This window comes from Xanthomonas phaseoli pv. dieffenbachiae (assembly GCF_008639345.1).
GTDB classification, from domain to species: domain Bacteria; phylum Pseudomonadota; class Gammaproteobacteria; order Xanthomonadales; family Xanthomonadaceae; genus Xanthomonas; species Xanthomonas phaseoli.
The window spans coordinates 4,704,028-4,722,640 of the sequence record NZ_CP041380.1 but is presented as its reverse complement, the minus strand read 5'-3'; the positions used below and the strand labels follow the sequence as shown (position 1 = coordinate 4,722,640).

14 protein-coding genes, 1 other RNA gene and 1 pseudogene are annotated in these 18,613 nt (G+C 61.0%); 9 read left to right on the top strand and 7 right to left on the bottom strand.

The features are described from left to right. Positions 1-2: 2 nt before the first annotated feature. The gene (locus FLG15_RS21035; RefSeq protein ID WP_022560408.1) at positions 3-1,037 is read left to right on the top strand and encodes a glycoside hydrolase family 43 protein; all 1,035 of its coding nucleotides are present in this window, start codon (positions 3-5) and stop codon (positions 1,035-1,037) included. Positions 1,038-1,384: 347 nt separating this feature from the next. After that, positions 1,385-1,918 (top strand): annotated as a pseudogene (locus FLG15_RS21030) (lipocalin family protein). Positions 1,919-1,976: 58 nt separating this feature from the next. Here FLG15_RS21030 and FLG15_RS21025 read toward each other — a convergent pair. Next, positions 1,977-2,330: a ribonuclease E inhibitor RraB gene (locus FLG15_RS21025; RefSeq protein ID WP_150147301.1), complete on the bottom strand. Its 354-nt coding sequence runs from the start codon at positions 2,328-2,330 to the stop codon at positions 1,977-1,979. Between the two features lie 519 nt (positions 2,331-2,849). Between FLG15_RS21025 and FLG15_RS21020 the strand changes: the two genes are divergently transcribed. The 3 genes from FLG15_RS21020 to FLG15_RS23650 all read left to right on the top strand — a co-directional run bounded on the left by FLG15_RS21020 (position 2,850) and on the right by FLG15_RS23650 (position 5,708). Further along, positions 2,850-3,092, top strand: a complete 243-nt coding sequence (locus tag FLG15_RS21020; protein WP_057678619.1) for an XAC0095 family protein — start codon at positions 2,850-2,852, stop codon at positions 3,090-3,092. A 178-nt stretch (positions 3,093-3,270) separates the two neighbouring features. Further along, on the top strand, positions 3,271-3,891 hold the full coding sequence (locus FLG15_RS21015; RefSeq protein WP_342343704.1) for a hypothetical protein: 621 nt from the start codon (positions 3,271-3,273) through the stop codon (positions 3,889-3,891). Between the two features lie 5 nt (positions 3,892-3,896). After that, positions 3,897-5,708, top strand: a complete 1,812-nt coding sequence (locus tag FLG15_RS23650; protein WP_244665543.1) for an XVIPCD domain-containing protein — start codon at positions 3,897-3,899, stop codon at positions 5,706-5,708. Between the two features lie 133 nt (positions 5,709-5,841). Here the strand turns inward: FLG15_RS23650 and FLG15_RS21000 are convergent, their stop codons facing one another. From FLG15_RS21000 to FLG15_RS20990, 3 genes are all read right to left on the bottom strand, one after another. Then, entirely contained in the window at positions 5,842-6,405 is a 564-nt protein-coding gene (locus tag FLG15_RS21000) for an MAE_28990/MAE_18760 family HEPN-like nuclease (RefSeq protein WP_244665544.1), read from the bottom strand. Positions 6,406-6,461: 56 nt separating this feature from the next. After that, a complete protein-coding gene (locus tag FLG15_RS23645; RefSeq protein WP_240476557.1) occupies positions 6,462-7,535 on the bottom strand; it encodes a DUF262 domain-containing protein in 1,074 nt (357 codons plus the stop codon). 73 nt (positions 7,536-7,608) lie between these two features. Then, positions 7,609-8,181, bottom strand: coding sequence for a hypothetical protein (locus FLG15_RS20990; RefSeq protein WP_057678857.1), 573 nt, complete (start codon positions 8,179-8,181; stop codon positions 7,609-7,611). Positions 8,182-8,333: 152 nt separating this feature from the next. Here FLG15_RS20990 and FLG15_RS20985 point away from each other — a divergent pair, with 152 nt between their 5' ends. Further along, positions 8,334-8,537 (top strand): YdcH family protein, encoded by a 204-nt coding sequence (locus FLG15_RS20985; RefSeq protein ID WP_019300484.1) that lies wholly within the window; start codon positions 8,334-8,336, stop codon positions 8,535-8,537. 408 nt (positions 8,538-8,945) lie between these two features. Here FLG15_RS20985 and FLG15_RS20980 read toward each other — a convergent pair whose 3' ends face one another. Then, positions 8,946-9,926: a zinc-binding dehydrogenase gene (locus FLG15_RS20980; protein WP_150147295.1), complete on the bottom strand. Its 981-nt coding sequence runs from the start codon at positions 9,924-9,926 to the stop codon at positions 8,946-8,948. A 259-nt stretch (positions 9,927-10,185) separates the two neighbouring features. On the opposite strand from FLG15_RS20980, the gene FLG15_RS20975 reads away from it, so the two are divergent. Further along, positions 10,186-10,259: non-coding RNA, sX9 sRNA (locus tag FLG15_RS20975), on the top strand. A 4-nt stretch (positions 10,260-10,263) separates the two neighbouring features. Here the strand turns inward: FLG15_RS20975 and plsB are convergent. Together plsB and FLG15_RS20965 are read right to left on the bottom strand one after the other, a co-directional pair. Next, positions 10,264-12,933 (bottom strand): glycerol-3-phosphate 1-O-acyltransferase PlsB, encoded by a 2,670-nt coding sequence (gene plsB, locus FLG15_RS20970; RefSeq protein WP_150147292.1) that lies wholly within the window; start codon positions 12,931-12,933, stop codon positions 10,264-10,266. Further along, complete coding sequence (locus FLG15_RS20965) at positions 12,933-13,904, bottom strand: hypothetical protein (protein WP_057687072.1); 972 nt, start codon at positions 13,902-13,904, stop codon at positions 12,933-12,935. The genes plsB and FLG15_RS20965 overlap by 1 nt, the downstream gene beginning before the upstream one ends. Positions 13,905-14,314: 410 nt before the next feature. Between FLG15_RS20965 and FLG15_RS20955 the strand changes: the two genes are divergently transcribed. Beyond that, positions 14,315-15,367 (top strand): LacI family DNA-binding transcriptional regulator, encoded by a 1,053-nt coding sequence (locus tag FLG15_RS20955; protein ID WP_057679777.1) that lies wholly within the window; start codon positions 14,315-14,317, stop codon positions 15,365-15,367. Positions 15,368-15,534: 167 nt separating this feature from the next. Continuing rightward, a complete protein-coding gene (locus tag FLG15_RS20950; protein ID WP_057679778.1) occupies positions 15,535-18,573 on the top strand; it encodes a TonB-dependent receptor in 3,039 nt (1,012 codons plus the stop codon). Positions 18,574-18,613 lie beyond the last annotated feature (40 nt).

Below are 18,613 nucleotides of genomic sequence, written 5' to 3'. Positions count from 1 at the left end.
GCATGTCCGATGAACTGCAAGCCGCTAATCTGCAGGCGCTGGCGCGCACCGCCATTTCCGCACCGCTGGTGACCCATCTCTACACCGCCGACCCGTCCGCACATGTATTCGACGGTGCGTTGTATATCTATCCCTCGCACGACCTCGATGCCGGCGTGGCCTTCAGCGACGACGGCTCGCATTTCGACATGGCGGACTACCACGTGCTGCGCATGGCGCACCCGGGTGCAGCGGTGGAAGACCTCGGGCAAGTGCTGCACGTGCGCGATGTGCCCTGGGCGCAGCGGCAGATGTGGGCACCGGATGCGGCACAACGCAACGGCAAGACCTATCTGTACTTTCCCGCAAAACGCGCCGATGGCATGTTCCAGATCGGCGTGGCGGTGGGCGATCGCCCCGAAGGCCCGTTCGTCGCCGAGCCGCAGCCCATCGCCGGGACGTACTCGATCGACCCGGCCGTGCTTGCCGCCGACGACGGCGCGCATTACCTCTACTTCGGCGGCATCTGGGGCGGCCAGCTGCAGCACTACCGCGACAATGCCTATGCGCAAACGCATCAGGAACCGGTGGGCGACGCACCCGCACTCGGCCCACGCGTGGCGCGCCTGCACGAGCACATGACCGAACTGGCCGAACCCAGCCGCGAAGTCGTCATCCTCGACGAACACGGCACCCCACTGCGCGCAGACGACCACGCCCGCCGTTTCTTCGAAGGCCCCTGGGTCCACCAACACGCCGGCCGGTACTACCTGTCGTATTCCACCGGCGACACCCACCAGATCTGCTACGCCACCAGCGACTCACCCTACGGCCCGTTTATCTATCGAGGCGTGCTGCTCGCACCGGTGGTCGGCTGGACCACGCATCACTCCATCTGTCTGTTCCAGGAGCAGTGGTATCTGTTCTATCACGACAGCGTGCTCTCGGGCGGTCAGACGCATCTGCGCAGCATCAAGATGGCGCCGCTGGCGCATGCTGCAGATGGAACGATCGCGACGATTTATCCGTATGGGGAAGATGCGGTGTCGCCTTGGTGAGTACTGTTGGGTAACCGGCTGCCGCGACTCCAACCAGTCGTCATGACTCGACCGCCGTGGCTGAACGACACGTCCCGTCACCGCTGCGCTTCCAGGGCGCGTCGTGAGCCTCCTTGCGGCTGATGATCGTCGACCCGGCGCTCACCGCGCGGTGAGCGCGCGTTTGCTGGCATGCGCAAGGCGTCGGCGCGGCTCTTGAACGCCGCCATGACGTACCGAGCGTTACCGTCGTCCCACTGGCGAGAGGGCCAGCGTGCGCCCAGTCCGGAACTGCATCGCATGGGGTCGCATCCGGACGCACTGCAATGCCGTAGGCCTGTCTACGGATTCTTCAGGTGGAGGTTGCCATGCGAGGTGGTTCGATGCTGTTGTTGCTGACCTTAGCGGTCTATGGGAGTGCGAGTGGGAGCGAGTCGCGTGCCGCCCTGCCCCGTGCAGATAGCGTCGATGTACCGCGCTTCATGGGCGACTGGTACGTCATCGCGCATATTCCGACCCGCCCGGAACGCAACGCCTACGACGCGGTGGAGAGCTACGCGCTGCGACCGGATGGTCGCATCCAGACCACCTTCACGTATCGCAAAGGCAGCTTCCAGGCGCCGCTCAAGTCGATGCATCCGATCGGCCAGGTGGCGAAGCAGGGCAATGGCGCGCTCTGGCGCATGCAGTTCTTCTGGCCGTTCAAGGCCGAGTACGTGATCGCCTGGCGGGATGCGGAGTATGCGCAGACCATCGTGGCGCGCAGCAAGCGCGATTACGTCTGGTACATGGCGCGTACCCCATAGGTCTCCGATGCCGACTATCAGCAGGCCGTTCAACGCATTGCCGCAATGGGCTACGACGTCTCACAGCTACGACGTGTGCCGCAGTCGGCGCGCTGATGCAAAAGCGCCCATGGGGAATCTGCACGCCGTGCAGTCCTCGAGCCGGCCGAGCGCCTCAGGCGTCGTTCGCGTCCACAGAAAGTTCCCATCCATCGTTCAAGCCGCCCAAGGGCTTGGCCTCGGTTGCCAAGTCGTCCTCGAATGCCGAAATCGCCTTGTACGACGGCGCCATGGTCGGATAGACCGTCACATCCATGGGAAACGCCGTATTTTCCGGGTAATGACAGCAGCGAACTTTCTGCTCGAAGCGAAGCATCTTCACCGAGAACTCAAGCGCCGATTCCTTGCTGGGGAAGACCGCTGAAAAAGCGATTTCCCGCGGCTTTGAAAGGTCGACACCTTGCTGTGCGATATGCCAGAGCGTGTCGCCGTTGTCGTCTTTGGGATACAGGTCCAGATTTCGCTGCATAGTTGATTCGCTCCGCGACGCTTTGTGGGCGGGTGAAGAAGTTTACCGCCTCGGCTTGTATGGTGCCCCAACTAAGTCGCGGCCATAAAGTCAACTACAGACGGTAGCTTTAGCGACCTATTTTTTGCGCCATCGATACTCATCGACGACCTGACTGAGATATTAATTCTCGCTGCTTTCCGGAGATCCGGAATTTATGCAATTCGTGACATAAACTTTTGAGGCATGCCATTGATGACCCATGGAGCGCGAGAATTCCAGGCCTGCGTCTTGACTGCCCGCATGCATCGGTAGCACACTCTTGCACGGAGCGTAGCAACTCCACAGATAGCGGTGCCCACCCCCGTAAAGCGGTGGTTTTTTGTGCCTGAATGTCTGGGCACATACTCGGCGTTTCCGCGTCGGGAGGGCGGCGAATACAACACCCGCAAGGGAAATAAGCCCGCCGGCTATCTGCGGTTGCTAACCTCCCGGCATCCCGCCGCATCGTGCGGCGGGAGCCTCTCCGGAGAGTCGAGCATGGAGCAGTCTCTGTTCGGGTATTACCTGCTGCCGGAAGATGCGCAGCTTCGATTACTGCAGACGCGTGATCATCTACGCTTTCTGGCCGCGCTGGCGCGTCCTCGCTGCATGTCGAATACCTCAGGCAGCAATGGGCCTTCCATACAAATGGATGCGTTGGCGTTTTGCTTCGACATGGTGGCTGAGCAATTGAGCAATGTACTGCTGCAGACCACAGTGCCTGGCGACATGACAGAGTGATGTCCTTCGTCATAGCATGCCTGTGACGCAAGCAACAGCAATCGCTACACCGTTATCTCGGTTACTTTTTCCTGCTTTTACAAGCTATAACTCTTGTGACAGAGAAAGCAAATTTACCGAACACTGGCAGGCACCAGAATTCCAGCAATACACTTGGCAAACGAAGGGAGCATGCGCAGTGAAATCCAAAGCAAATCCATTGTTAGGCATCGCACTCATCTGCTTGGCAACGTCGTGTGCAACTGCCAGACCGACGACTGAAGAACCTCAAGGAACAAAGATGACAACGCGCACTGAGCTCCTCCCCCAAGTCCTGGTGGACCGCTTGCTCTCCTTGATAAGAGACGTCAAAGATTTCGACGAGCTGTCGCCGTTGGTTCTTGAAAGGTATCTAGAGGTGCCCTTCACCAAAAATTCAGGTGAAAACTCTGGATTCCATATGCTTGATCAACCATCCCCTTATTCAACATATGCCACCACTTACAACTTCGACGAGAAATTTCCAAGGTACTCCAATGTCACCTTGGAACTTATCCCGCCGAGTAGTATCCCCGCTTCAACCGTCCCCCCTTGCGAGCTCGTCTTTGAGAAATACGACCAGGCCTTGAAGGACGCAGGATTCAAAACTGAAATGGGATACTGGTCTTATAATGAGTTTGGACGGGTCATTTCTTTTCAATATTTACGCGACAACATACGCGCCCAGATCAATCCGTGGCACCCTGTCTCCGTAGACCCTAACAGAAAATCAGGAGAGAACTGCGTCAGGTCGATACGTCTGTACAAGTTTGAGGATTAACGATAATGGCAAACGCCAACACTCAGTTGCAGTCCATCTTGACGCAATTCGCGGGTCGGTCAGATGTCAGTCCCGACCAAGAATCGCAGTTACGCGCGACTATTGCTTCTGATCCGGACCTCACACAGAGACTCAATCAGGAAGCAGCCAGCGGTCATCTGAAAGCATTTGTGCCAGGCGTTGGCGGCTCCGAACCGTTAACAGGCTCCTACGACAAGGCATCCGGAATTGTCACCCTACCGGCTTTTGAGCCAGGATCTGCGCCGACAACGAACTTGCGTGGTTCGCTCCGGCTGCAAGAGATGGGTATGCGTTTTGCAAATAGTTTGTACATGGATGCAAACCAGCAAAGCCAGCCTGTAACGCAAGATATGGTTACCAATCTGCAGGCGACGATCAATAGTTCGCCGACGTTGGCCAGCGAGATGAAGCGCGCCGTCACGACCGCCATTGACAGCAAGGACCCGAAAAGCCCGATTTTGCTTGAGAATTTTTCACCTCTCAGCGGCACTGTGGCAGGCGGAACCTTCAATCCAACAAACAAGACCATGAGCATTCCACCAATCACGGTTGGGAAGTCCAAAGGGCAATTTAATCAGCTAAATGCCAATGACCTAACATTTGTTCTAGGCCATGAGACACAACATGCTTTCAATCAAGTGAGCATGGCCTCCTCGTACAGAAAATTCGATGCAGCGGTGACAACGATTGCGAAAGACAACAATCCAGTCAACGATTACACGTCTCCAGTTGAAAACCTGATCAACAGCGCCAGGGAAGATGAGGCTAAAGCTCAGATTGCAGGATGGAATGCCTTGATTGACCGGGAACGGCAAACCAATCCGGCTGTCGATCTGAACACAATGAGAAACCTCGGAAACGCTCGCCTGGATGACTTTATCGAGGCTAGTCCGACCAACGCAAAGCAGACCCAGGCACGGCCGGGAATCACGTTCAACCAAGACGGTTCGCTTCCCATGACGCCGCAGAATATTTCTGCGCAGGCAACTTACTACTTCGACAAACCGCCCCAAGGCGCGCCGGGACTTTCGACACGCCAAACAACAGGCATCGGATTCCACGGTGACTCGGACTACCCCAACTATTACGGAGCCGGTGCTGTCAGCCGTGCCATTGCGTTCGACAGGGCGTATGCACATCCGGTCGGCGGAATTGCCCCGCAGATGCAGCTTGATATGCAGCGCCTACGCTTCAGAGAAGATCTATTGGAACACAACGGCATCACCCTGCCCCCAGGCACCACCGCCACGCCACAGGTGTATTGGGACACCAGTACAAATCCACCAACCCGCGGGCTGTTGCAGCATACGCAGGGCACTCACCAGCACATCAGCCCGATTCCCGACATCGATCCTCGGCTACCGGGGCTCATGCCGCCCGGCAAGAAAGAGCAACCAGACAATGAGCTGCTGGAGAAAATCCGTAGTGGTGTTCGCAGCCTTGATCAACAAGCCGGCAAGGTGTGGGACGAGAGCAGCGAACGGCTAAGCGCAAGCTTGCTGCTCATGGCCGCAGAAAAGGGCTTTACAGCAAAAGACGATCTGAAGTTTGCGTTCAATACGCCAACCGAAAAACTTGCTGGTGGAGAAATCATGCATATTTGGCGGGAAGGCCATCACTCCCCCGATCCCGCCGCGCATCGAGCGCACATGACGACACAAGAAGCGCTTTCTGTTCCTGCGGATCAGCGCCTCGCGCAAGTGGAAGTGATGCAGCAAACAAAAGCACAGGAGATCATGCAGACTCAACAGCAAGAGACCATGCAAACACAATCAACACAAGCTCGGTCGATGTGATTATGCGATCGGCCATGAATTGAATTGCCAGCCATCCTGCATTTATAAAAATTGACAATCTCGTCAACTCGAAGACAACAACCACTTTGTTATTTAGGCGCACCTTTTAATAAGGCTACATACTTCAATAAATTCAGATGAATGAAACATAGGGTGCTCCCTGCAATCTAGCTTCAATTTGATAAGCGAGGTCGTAGATAACTTCGTAAACCGCATCCTCATAAGATTTATAATATGATAATTCCGGGATGATGCTATTCTCACCGTGGGCAATTTTGTTTCGCCTAGCCACAAGAGTATGAAGCTTGGATCTATTTTCTATAACTTTGTCGGCACATAGGTCTGCAGATTCCATTAACTCTATTAACACATTTGGCCATAAATTCGACTTGGTGTCTACATCCGGAAAAACAGGTGTTTTTCTGAGGTATAAAGGGACAAAATTTTCTAGCTCTTCCAGAACTTTGTGATCAGGCAGACTTCTTAGCTTTCTAAGTGTAGAAGCTAATGCAAATAACCTCGTAGGTTTTGGAAGATTTTCACCCAGCACCCCTGATTTGCATGCTGCGTCAAAAAATATAACTAATGCGTTCTTACAAAATCCCTCGTAGTGAGCGTAAAGCAATGCCCAAGCCGCTCTCAGTAGAATGGTTTGCTGCGATGGCGTCGCTGATCCCGACGAGAGAAGGATTCGCATAGACGCAATCTCAGTCTCTCGCCAGTCTAGATCATTAGTGAGCGCGCTTAAAACGCTCATTGATCGAGAAAGTGTTTAGAAACCACCCTAATTCTCTGCTCCAGTTTTGGAATCGTGTTAGCGCCAGGGCCAGTTGAGTCCAGGAATAGTTGATCTGTATATGCAGCAATCAGCCTTTTCTTAACCTCTCCTCCACTCATGGGTTTAATTGCACTGTAACAATCCGAGAAAGTACAGGCAGTCGCTTCATAATAAGCGGGAGCAAGCCGGCCAGTTGGCAAACCGTCTTCTGTGAATCTCGTAAATGCGCTATCTCCAAGCTTCTCTGCGATAAGATCGAACACTTTCTCAAACGAGGACTTTTGATTTGGCAGATCGAATTTGACTTTTCTGAACAATATCGATTCCATAATCGAATCGAGCCACTCCTCAATGTTTCCATGGTAGTGGTCGCGGAATAGCGTAACGGCGAAGAACCTAAGGACAAGCTCCTCATCAGCGCGCTTCTCTCTAAAAGTGTCAGGAAGACGCTGTATGGTTTTCACAAAAGATGGGTACTTGGCCATCTCTTGTATAGCATCATAAAATAGATCTCCGCCCTCGACCATGCGGGAGCTACAATTCCGAATCTCCTGAGACGATAGCAAAGAGCCGCCGGTATTAAGTCGTTTGAACATTTCATATTTTACAAAAGCGTCGCCCGACTTATTAATGATTGTCGCCCTAATTGGAGACCTTTTTATCTTCAACCGCACAGTTAATGGCAGATCCGAGAATACCTTTGAATTAAGCTCATTAACTATGTCGCAACCTGCAAGCCTAAGTTCTGGCTCGTTAATAGCGGCGTGATCCAAAAACTGCAGGACGGAACTTGTTCTCTGCAGTCCATCAATCAACTCAAGAATCCCAGACTGACCCTCTATTAAGAAGATCGGAGGAATGGGCAGCCCTAGCACTATCGATTCTATAAGACGAGAACGCTGCTCAATCGTCCAACGGAACAATCGCTGATATTCTGGGCGAATAACTATTTCTTTAGTATTATGCAGATTGAGCAGCTCTCCGAAAGAGAAGTCTACTGCCGTTGTTCTGATTTCTCTATCCAAAAAGTCAGTATCTGCCATCTGCATCAAGCCTCTTTTTTTAGTTTAAACTATAGGTTCTATAAATTTTCATGCAGAGTGCAACAAAAATTTAGACCATTCAATGTACCCAGATCAAATTCATCACCTGCGGATCGGCGGTCACCTTGACCAGCTTGCCGCTGGGGCCGAACTGCACCTGGTACTCGGAGAAGCTGTCGCGCCAGTAGCGCCACAGCGAGGCGTCCAGGTTGGGGTTTTCGCTGCTGATCGGATAGCCGACCGCCATCAGCACCTGTTCGCGGGTCATGCCGCCGGTGAGCTTGCCATCGGCGATGGCCTGGCGAATCTTGGGCGGAAAGGTGGCGAGCTTGAGCTTGGGGTCGGCGGTGACCACATAGCGGGCGGCGAAGGTGGTGTTGTCCAGGTCGCGGCTGTAATCGTTGCCGATGGACTGCTTTTCGCCGGCGATCTTGAGGTTGACGCGGTTACGGCCGAAGCCGGTGACGCTGACCGGGGTGCCGACCGGGAGCATGCGCTTGCCATCTTCGGCGTAGTTGCTGTCGCTGATCCAGCTACCGTCGGTGCGCAGGTTGCAGCACAAAAAGCCGTCGTACTTGGCGACATCGGCGGCGCTGGCCAGGTTGGCGGCGGTGAACAGGCCCAGGGCCAGCAGGGAAGAATGCAGACGCATCGAAAGACTCCTTTCTCGACGGCCGTAGCCGCGCGGCAATGATGGACGGGGCGCGCCGCCGTTTCCCCGCGGCGCGCGGGCATTGTGGCAGCCCCGGGCCGCTTGGCAAGCGTGGGTGACGCGCGCAGCCCGGGGTTGTGTATGCTCGGAGGGTGGAAACCCTGTCAACCGCCGAGATCGTCGAGCAGATCGCCGAGTTGCGACGCGCCCACCGCGCGTTGGACGAGGAGATTCAGCGCGTGCCCGCGAACCTGGACGACGAGCTGCAGATGAAGCGGTTGAAGAAGCGCAAGCTGCACCTCAAGGACTGCATTACGCGATTGGAAATGGAACTGGTGCCCGACGAGCCGGCGTGAGGCCATGCCTGCGGTTGCGTTCGCTTGGTTAAGGCCGTGCACTGATCGCCGCGTCTGCCTGCTGCGCGCGCCAACACCCCTGCGTAGGAGCGCACCTGGGCGCGATGAGGCGTTACCCGCACGGCCAGGCACGCTACGGCGCGCTCCTGCATTGGCGGTGAACAGATTGACTGGTGGGACGGAGACCGCGTGACATGCGAGTGGCGATGGGGTGCGGGGCAGGCCATCGCTGGTTGAGCCAAGCGTGGCGTTGGCGTGGCGCTGCGCGCACGTGAGCGCCTGACTGGGCGCCCGCAGACGTTGACCAACTCTCACTGCGTTTGCCCCCATCCGCCCTTCGGGCACCTTCCCCCGCGAGCGGGAGAAGGAAGCGCCAAGGCGAGCCAATCAGACTCCTGCGTGCAGCGCTCAGCCGGCGCGCAACAGGATCTTGCCGCTGCGTCCGGCCTCGGCACTGGCGGCCGCCGCCTTGGCGGCATCGGCCAGATCGAACACCTCTTCCACCGGCAGTGCCAGGCTGCCGTCGAGCGCGGCCTTCAACAGCTCGCCGATCATGCGGCGCTTGTCCTCGGACTTGGTGGCGGCCATGACCTTGCTGCCCCAGAAGCCGCGCACGGTCGCCTGCTTGAAGATCACATCGCCACTGGCAATCTCCAGCGGGTCGCCGGTCATCGAGCCGAACGAGATCAACTCGCCGCCCTCGGCAAGCAGCCCCATCAGCTCGCCTGACGCCTTGCCGGCGACCGAGTCGACCGCGCGCACGATCGGCGCATCGCCGGCCAGCGCGCGCACGTTGGCTTGCCAACCGTCTTGCGCGGTCGACACCGCATTGCCGATGCCCAATGCCTTGAGTTCGTCCACGCCGGCATCGCGACGCACCAGATTGATCACGTTGATGCCGCGTGCCGCCGCCAGCATGGCGACGGTCTTGCCTACCGCGCCGTTGGCCGTGTTCTGCACGATCCAATCGCCCTTGTTGACCTGCAGGAATTCGATCAGCATCAATGCACTCAACGGCATGGCGATGAGCTGGCAGCCGCGGTCGTCGTCCAGTGCATCGGGCAGCGGAACGACACCGGTTGCCTCGGCCAGAAAGTACTCGGCCCAGCTCTCGTGCACGCCGGCAGCAGCCACACGCTGGCCGACCTGCAGACCCTGGACGCCTTCGCCCAGCGCATCGATCACGCCCGACCCTTCGCTGCCGCCGATCGCCGGCAATGTGGGCTTGTAGCCGTAGTTGCCGCGCACCGTCCACAGGTCATGGTTATGGATGGGCGAACGCCGCATCGCGATGCGGACCTGACCCTTGCCGGGTTGCGGTGTGGGACGTTCGCCAAGTTCGAGCACCTTGGCCGGGTCGCCGAACTGGGTGTGGATGGCTGCGCGCATGCAAGTCTCCTGTCGGCCACGCCGGTGGTGCAACGCAGCCGATCACAATGAAAGAAACCGCGATGCTAACGGGAGCGCTGCAAGCGCCCGATGAAGCGAACGGAACCGTTATGTGAAGGCAGCCGGCGCCTCGTCCACAGACGCCTCGCCACGCGACCCACGCGCCCTGCAAGACGTGAAGGCATTCGCCAACGGCTTAGAGCATCCAGCAAAACGACTGTGCAGCCGCCAGGCGGGCGCGGCCGGTGCCCGGTACGGCATGTACCACGTGCGCTCTGGTTCCTGCGCGCCGTCCACACCCACCCGACGACTGCTCGCTACGTCTTGTCAGTCGCTCTTACTGCGGCGGCACCACCACGTCCGGCTTGGCCGCCGCCGGGCTGACGCGTTCGATGGTGTGGCGCAGTTCGCGGCCCAGGATGAACTTGGCGTCCTTGGCCCAGGCATCCAGGCGCTCGTCGAACATCAGCTTGCTGTTTTCGTCCGGCCACACCAGGCGCAACTCGCGCAATTTCTGGATGAAGCCGCGGAACAGGGTCTTGTCGAAGAACTCCGGCGCGGCCGGTGCATACAACAGGCTCAATCGCTGTGCGGCCTGCTGGCACAGGCTTTCCAGTTCTCCGGCGCCGAGCACGCCAGGGCCGTTCTTCACCAGCACCGAAATGGCGATGTAATAGCGCTCGAAGGCCTGTTGCAGCGAATGGCCGATCGCACGCAGGCGGAACACTTCGTCGGTCTGCCCGGTGTTGCGTGCCAGGATGCCGCCGTCGTCGTCGGTGACGTTGTGCAGCAGGCCTTCGCGCACGAACATGTCGATGGTCTGTTCGATGCGCTCGGCAAAGCGGTCTTCGCTCCACGGCAGGAACAGCTCGGCCTGCAGGAACGGGTATACCGTGCGGCCCAGGCGCAACAGACCGGCGCGGCTCATGCGGCGGTTGTTCTGGAAGCAGCACGCCACCCACGAGGAGGCGGTGAACAGGTGCAGCACGTTGTTGCGGAAGTAGCTCAGCAACACCGCGGTGTCGCCGCTGACGCTGAGCACGTCGCCCAGCGGATGCGACACGCGCGTGAGCACGTTGATCTCTTCGGCGTGGGTGATGATGCGCGCCGGCGTATGCGGGGTGACGGTGACGCGGTCCGAGTACGGCATTTCGGCCAGCAGCTTCTTGCAAAGCTCGATCTGCGCGATCAGGTCGGCTTCGCCCATCGCGTGCTTGGGCGTGGACAGCAAAGCCAGCGCCAGCAGGTTGATCGGATTGACGTCGGCGGCGCAGTTGATGCGGGTCTGGATCTGCGTGGACAGCATGTCCACCGCCGGTGCCAGCCAGGTGGGTTTTTCGTCTTCCGGCAGCGGCTGGCCGTCCCAATCGGGCGCGTGCTTGGCCAGCACGTCGTTGAGCGCAATCGGCTCGCCGAAATTCACCACCACCTGGCCGTAGTTCTGCTTGAGCACCTTGGGAATGGACCACAGCAGGCCCCAGATGGATTCCTTTTCCTTCGGCCGGCCGGTGAGCTCGTCCAGGTAGCTGTTGCCTTCCATCAACTTTTCGTAGCCGATGTACACCGGCTGGAATAGCACCGGCTTGCGCGGCTGGCGCAGATACGCGCGCAGCGTCATCGCGATCATGCCGCCCTTGGGCTGCAGCAAACGCCCGGTGCGCGAACGCCCGCCTTCGACGAAGTATTCGATGGAATAGCCGCCGGCCACCAACTGGGCGACGTATTCGCTGAGCACGGCCGAATACAGCGCGTTGCCCTTGATCGAGCGGCGGATGAAGAACGCGCCGCCCTTGCGCAACAACGTGCCCACCACCGGCAGGTTGAGGTTGATGCCGGCCACAATGTGCGGCGGCACGATGCCGCGTTCGTACAGCAGATAGCTCAGCAGCAGGTAGTCCATGTGGCTGCGGTGGCTGGGCACGTACACCACTTCGTGCCCGGGCGCGGCCTGTTTGAGCTTGTCCAGGTGATGCACCAGCACGCCGGCGTAGATGCGGTTCCACACGTGGGTCAGCAGGAAGCTGGCCGAGCGCACCACCGGGCTGGAATAGTCGGCGGCGATTTCCCACGCATAGGCATGCGCCTTGCGCCAGGCATCGACCGGCTTGGAGTTGTCGCGCTTGGCCTGGATGGCGATGGCTTCGCGTACCGACTCGGCGGCCAGCACCTGGTCCACCAGCAAGCGGCGGGTAGACAGGTCCGGGCCGATCACCGCTTCGCGGATGCGCCGGAAGTGCGTGCGCAACACGCGCTGCAACTTGCGCAAGGTGCGCTCGGGCGGCAGTCCTTCGGCCATGGTCTGGCGCAGCGAAATCGGCGGGGCGAAGCGCACGATGGTGGTGCGGCCGTTGAGCAAGACCGACAGCAGGCGGCGGAAGCGTCCGACCAGCGCCCAGTTTTCCGAGAACAGCACCGCGAACCAGCCGCTCTGCTTGTCCGGCGCGCGGCCGACGAAGATCGACACCGGCACCAGATGCACGTCCAGGTCGGCGCGCACGCGGTGGGCCTGCAGCAACTTGGCCAGCGAATCGGAATGGGTCTTGCCGCCACGCTGCTCGGGAATCAGCGAATTGCTGCTGCTGCGCCGTGAGAGCGCCAGGTAGGCACGCTTGCGTTCCAGCGGGTCGCCCGGCAACGGCACCAGCGGCGACGGCAGGCCGACTTCGCGACAGGCCTTGTCCAGAATCAGCGCATTGGACATGCCGTAGTCTTCCAGCACGTATACCACCGGGCGGCCGTCGTCGTAGCGACCGGGCTGGTCCGGCTCGATGGTCAGGCTCAGCCAGGGGTCTGCCAGGCGGCCGAGCAGGCGCGCCCACCAAGGGCGCTTGGCGCTGCGCGCAGCGGCAACGCCGGGGGCGATCGAGGGCGCAACTGCTGGCGGTACCGGCTCGGCGAGCGGCAATGCCGCCGTCGTGGCGCCGGTGGTGTCGGCTGCGGCAGTGCCGGGCGGGCTGGGCTGGCCGTCCGGGAACGGCAGGGGATTCTGTTCTGGCATCACGGTCATTATCGCCCAGCCGGGCGTTGCCCGGGGTCGGCAGGCTTCGCCGGCGCGGCCGCTGCGGTGTCGGGCACTGCAGCGGCGCTAGGTAAGGGCGCGGCCTGGGCATCGAGCAACGCCTGCACTTCGTTCTGGGTCTGCAGCTGGTACCAGTGGCCCTCGCGCTTGATCAGCGCGACGCTCAGATCGATATCGTGGGCGGCCAGCGGATAGCGCAGCCGGACCTGGGCGGTATCCGCATCCTGCTTGATCAAGCCGGTCCGCAGCGCGTCCAGGCTGCTGTCGATCGACAGGTCGTAGCGCTCCAGCACCTTCTTGCAGGTTTCCCAGAACGGCCCAAGCCGGCGCAGGCTTTCTTCCATGCCCAGCCGCTGCAGGTCGGCATCGGAAGTGATGCCGGTGGCGCGCGCGGCGGTCGCCAGGTCGGCGATGCTGGCCTTGGCGCGGGGGCGATCGGCCAGTGGCGCGGTGGCGGCCCACGCGCTCAAGGCGTCGACCAACTGCACGTAATGGGCGCGCTGCTCGGGCTGGTAGTCGTTGCGGCTACGTAAGTATTGCACGCCGAACTGGCCCAGCGATTGCGCCGCCTGCGCGATGCCCTGGGCCTGGCCGGCCAGCTGCGCATCGAAGGCCTGCTGCAGGCGGCGTTCGGCATCGGGCGCCGACAACGACCCGAGCAGCGCGCCGACTTCATTGGGCAGCGGCAGTTCGGTCAGCGGCCAACGGCTGGCACCGCTGCGCCAGGCCGCTTCCAGCTGGGTGTATTGCGCAGGCGTCACCCGGATACGGGCATACGCCACCAGATCATTGCGCCGCAGCGGCAGGGTCATCGCCTGCATCGCCGCGGCCGGCTCGGCCTTGGCGCCGGGCAGTGCTGGCGCGGTCTGGTTGCGCTGGCAGCCGCTCACGCACAGCGCGGCCAGCAGCAGCCACGCGGCGAAGTGGAACCGCCCTGCACGGACGGTAGGTAGCGACATGCGCACGATGTTCCCCCTGATCGATCGGCGCATCTTGCTGTCTGGAGGCATTGGCGGCAAGGCGGGCGCGAACCGTGCGCCGCGGTATGGTGTGCAGATGTTACGTTTTCGTAGTTCCTGGCACGTTGTCGACCAGTGTCCGACATTGGCTGCTGATGTCTTATTCGGACAAACTTGTCCAGCGAGCGGACGTCAACCCTTGCGCCGCTTGCGTTTGGCCCAATGCTGCGGCGCATCATGTAAGCGCTTGCAGTTCCTGCTAGCGTGCGCTGCATCTCGCTTGGGGGTCTTCATCAGATGGCGCTGATGTCATTCATGTGCCTGCGTGACACGGCCGCTTGGTGCCAGCACTCTGCGCGCCTCACCCCGGCGCGCGGCGCCACGCGCGTTGACCTGGAGAACGCCACAGCATGAGTCGGCCACGGTCCGAAGGCGGCAGCGTCACCATCAAGGACGTTGCGCGCGAAGCGCAGGTGTCGGTGGCGACGGTCTCGCGCACCATGAACGGGCATCAGCACGTGGCCGAATCGGTGCGCGAGCGGGTCTTGCAGGTGGCGCGTGCGCTCAATTACATCCCGCACCACGCCGCGCGCAGCCTCAGCAGCCGGCGCACCCACACCATCGGGGTGGTGCTGCCGGACCTGCATGGCGAATTCTTTTCCGAATTGATCCGCGGCATCGACCAGGTGGCGCGCGAGCAGGGCTACCACCTGCTGGTGTCCAGCTCGCACGGCGACCCGCAGGCGCAGCGCCGGGCACTGGAGCGCCTGCCCGGGCGCGTGGACGGGGTGGTGGTGATGTCGCCGTCGCTGGGCGATTCGGGCGTGCATGAAGACGCGCTGCCCGGCGGCCTGCCGGCAGTGCTGCTCAACTGCGCCGGCAGCGCCAGCGAGCGGCCCGTGCTCAATGTGGACAACTACGGCGGCGCGCGGGTCATGACCCGGCATCTGCGCGACAGTGGCCACCGCCGCATCGCCTTCATCGCCGGGCCGGACGACAACTTCGATGCGCATGAGCGCCTGCGCGGGTATCGCGACGAACTGGCGCTGGACCCGGCCGCGCAGCCCTGGGTCTTGCCTGGCAATTTCGACGAAGAATCCGGTTACCGCGCCGGCCAGGCGCTGGCCCGGGACACGCGGCCCGACGCCGTGTTCGCCGCCAACGACATGATGGCCTTGGGCTGCCTGTTCGCGCTCGGCCATGCCGGGCTCAAGGTGCCGCAGGACATTGCGCTGGCCGGATTCGACGATGTGCCGATGGCGCGCTACGTGCTGCCTGCGCTCACCACGATGCGGGTGGATATCGCCGGCCTGGGCGCGCGCGCGTTGCAGTTGTTGCTGGGCCAACAGTTGGTCGATGCGCCTGCACCGCCTGCAGACGCTGCGCCGCCGGCGTTTTCGCAGATGGTTCCGGAGCTGATCGTGCGTGCCTCCAGCGCCGCCCGCGGCACGCCAGGCCATTGACGTCTATGCACTACGTCGCATCTTCACGAATTCTTTACGGTTTCTTATGTTTTTTATAACTCTAGCGTTGCCGCTACCGCTGCTCGTTCGTCCTTGAAATAACGCGTCACCCTGCGCCACGCCGACCACGCTGCCGGTACGCGCCTGACCCCTGGGAGGGGGAAGTCATGAAGACCTACCGTACCGTCTCCACCCTGCCGGCGCGCAGCCTGCTGTGCTGCGCCCTTGCCGCTTCGTTGCTGGCCGCCAGTCCGGCCATGGCCCAGTCCAGTAATGCCACCTTGCGCGGGCAAGTCGCCGCGTCCCAGGCAGGCACCACGGTGACCGCCACCAATGTCGCCACGGGCACCACGCGACGCGTGGCGACCGGGCCGGACGGCAGCTATGCCCTGGTTGGCCTGCCGCCGGGCACCTACAAGGTGGATGCCGGCCCGGGCACGGAGAAGACGGTGACCTTGTCGGTGGCCTCGTCGGTGAGCCTGAATCTGGGCGGTGGTGGCGAGGCGACAACGCCCGCCGATAGCACCGCCACCACCCTGGACACGGTCAAGGTCACCGCCACCTCGCTGCAGGAGGTCAAGACCTCCGAAGTGGGCACCAATGTGTCGCTCAAGCAGATCAACACGGTGCCGCAGCTGACGCGCAACTTCCTGGAGTTCGCCGACACCGTGCCCGGCATGCAGTTCGAGACCGACCCCAACGGCAACAGCCGCATCCGCGGTGGCGCGCAGGCCAGTTCGGCGGTCAACGTCTACATCGACGGCGTGGGCCAGAAGAGCTATCTGTTCGGCGGCGTCTCCGGCCAGGAGCAGAGCGCGGGCAACCCGTTCCCGCAGCTGGCGATCGGCGAATACAAGGTCATTACCTCCAACTACAAGGCCGAGTTCGACCAGGTGGGGTCGGCGGCGATCGTGGCCTCCACCAAGTCCGGCGGCAACGAGTTCCACGGCGAGATCTTCGGGCGCACCACCAATACCGATTTCCGCGCGCGTCAGGCCGACGAGCGCGCCGGTGCGCCCAATGCCGACGGCAGCAAGCGCCAGACCCACCAGGACGAATACGGCATGGCCTTCAGCGGGCCGATCGTCAAGGACAAGGCGCATTTCTTCGTCAGCTACGAAGGCAAGGGCTTCGAGGTGTCGGCCAACCCGGTCTCGGTGCCGGACAGCTTCAGCGCGCTGAGCGACGACCTGCCGGCCGGCGTGCAGAGCCGCCTGGGTTCGGTCACCCGTCCGTTCAAGGAAGACCTGTACTTCGGCAAGATCGACTGGGACGTGGGCGAGAACGATCGCCTGGAATTGACCGCCAAGTACCGCGACGAGAAGAGCCGCGACGACGTGGGCGACCGCAACACCGCCATCGCCGGCAAGAACAACCTCAACACCGAAGAACGCTACGACCTGCGCTGGCAGCATTTCGGCGAACGTTACGTCAACGAGGCGCGTGTCTCCTACGAAGACGTGCTGTTCAACCCCAATGCCTTCACCCTGGGCAACCAGAATATCTATACCCGCGGCGTGGCCGAAGACGATGTGCTGATCCGCGACAACGCCACCAGCGGCCTGGCGATCCAGCGCAAGGGACAGAAAGGCCCGAGCTTCCAGAACGACCTGACCTTCAACAGCATCGACTGGCACGGCAGCCACGTCATCAAGATGGGCGTGAAGTACAAGGAAGTGGAGCTGACCCAGAGCGAAAACTCGGCGGTCAATCCGTCGTTCTACTACGCGGTGGCCGATGGCCTGGGAACCTCGGCGATTCCGTACCAGGTGAAGTTCAATCTGCCGTTTGCCGGTGCGGCGCCGTCGGTGACGACCAAGAGCAAGCAGCTGGGCCTGTACATCCAGGACGATTGGGACGTCAACGACAAGCTGCAGTTGAACCTGGGCGTGCGCTGGGATGGCGAGAAGATTCCATCCTACCTGGACAACGTGACCCCGCCGGAAGTGGTGGCGGCCTTGAACGGTCCCGGCACCGACCCGACGGTGAGCGCCACCTACGCCGAGCAGCTGGCCAAGGGCGGCGTCAACATCAACGACTACATCAGCAACGGCCATAACCGTAAGCAAGACAACAACAACTTCGCGCCACGCCTGGGCTTCTCCTACGATTTCCGCGGCGACGAATCGCTGGTGTTGTTCGGCGGTGCCGGGCGCAGCTACGACCGCAACCTGTTCGACATCCTGGGGCTGGAGCAGGTCAAGTCGGCACTGGCGCAGTACACGCTGCGCTTTGCCGAAGCCGCGCCAGGTTGCACGCCGGCGCCGGGCACCTGCGTCAACTGGAACCCGGCCTACCTCAGCGATCCGGCAAGCCTCGGCAGCCTGGTCAACTCGGGCGTGCGCAACGGCGAGATCGACCTGCTCAACAACGATCTGAAAACGCCTTATTCCGACCAGTATTCGCTGGGCCTGCGCACGCGGCTGGGCGAGTGGAACACCTCGGCCACGCTGTCCTACATCCATAGCAAGGACGGTCTGATCCTCACCTTGGGTAACCGCTATCCCAATGGCGATTTCTTCCAGAATGGCGGCCAGCCGTGGAACGAGAATCCGCCGGGCTTCGGTTCGCTGCTGATCGGCAACAACGGCGTGGAAACCAAGACCGGCCAGTTGCTGCTGTCGGCAGACAAGCCCTATACCCAGGAAAGCGGCTGGGGGCTGACGGCGGCCTACACGTTCTCTCGCGCGCGCGGCAACCGCGGCAACGACGATCGCTACGGGTTCGATGCGGCCACCATCGCCGACTACCCGTTCCTGGATCTGAACGCAGTGCCGCGCCACCGCCTGGTGCTGACCGGCATCTACGATTTGTTCTGGGGCATCAGCGCCTCGGCCAAGCTGACCCTGGCCACGGTGCCGCCGCGCAATGAGGCGGTGTCCTACGACCAGTACGGCGGCCAGCCGTCGGAGAACATCCGCATCGTCTCGGTGGATGCACCGGGCGGCAAGTTCATCGCCGGCGGCGACATCTTCGGCACGCGGCAGCTGGATCTGTCGCTGTCCAAGGACATGCATGTCACCGAAGCGTTGACCGTGCAGGTGCGCGGGGATCTGATCAATGCGCTCAACTTCCGCAACTACGACCAGTACGCCATCGACTGGGGCCAGGACGGCGTCTACAACCCGCGTGCCAGCATCAACCAGTACGGTGCGCTGTCCACCTCGCCGCGGACGCTGTTCCTGAGCGCACGCATCATCTGGTAAGTCGCTAGCAGCGCCAGCGTCGCCAGCGATGCCAGCACAG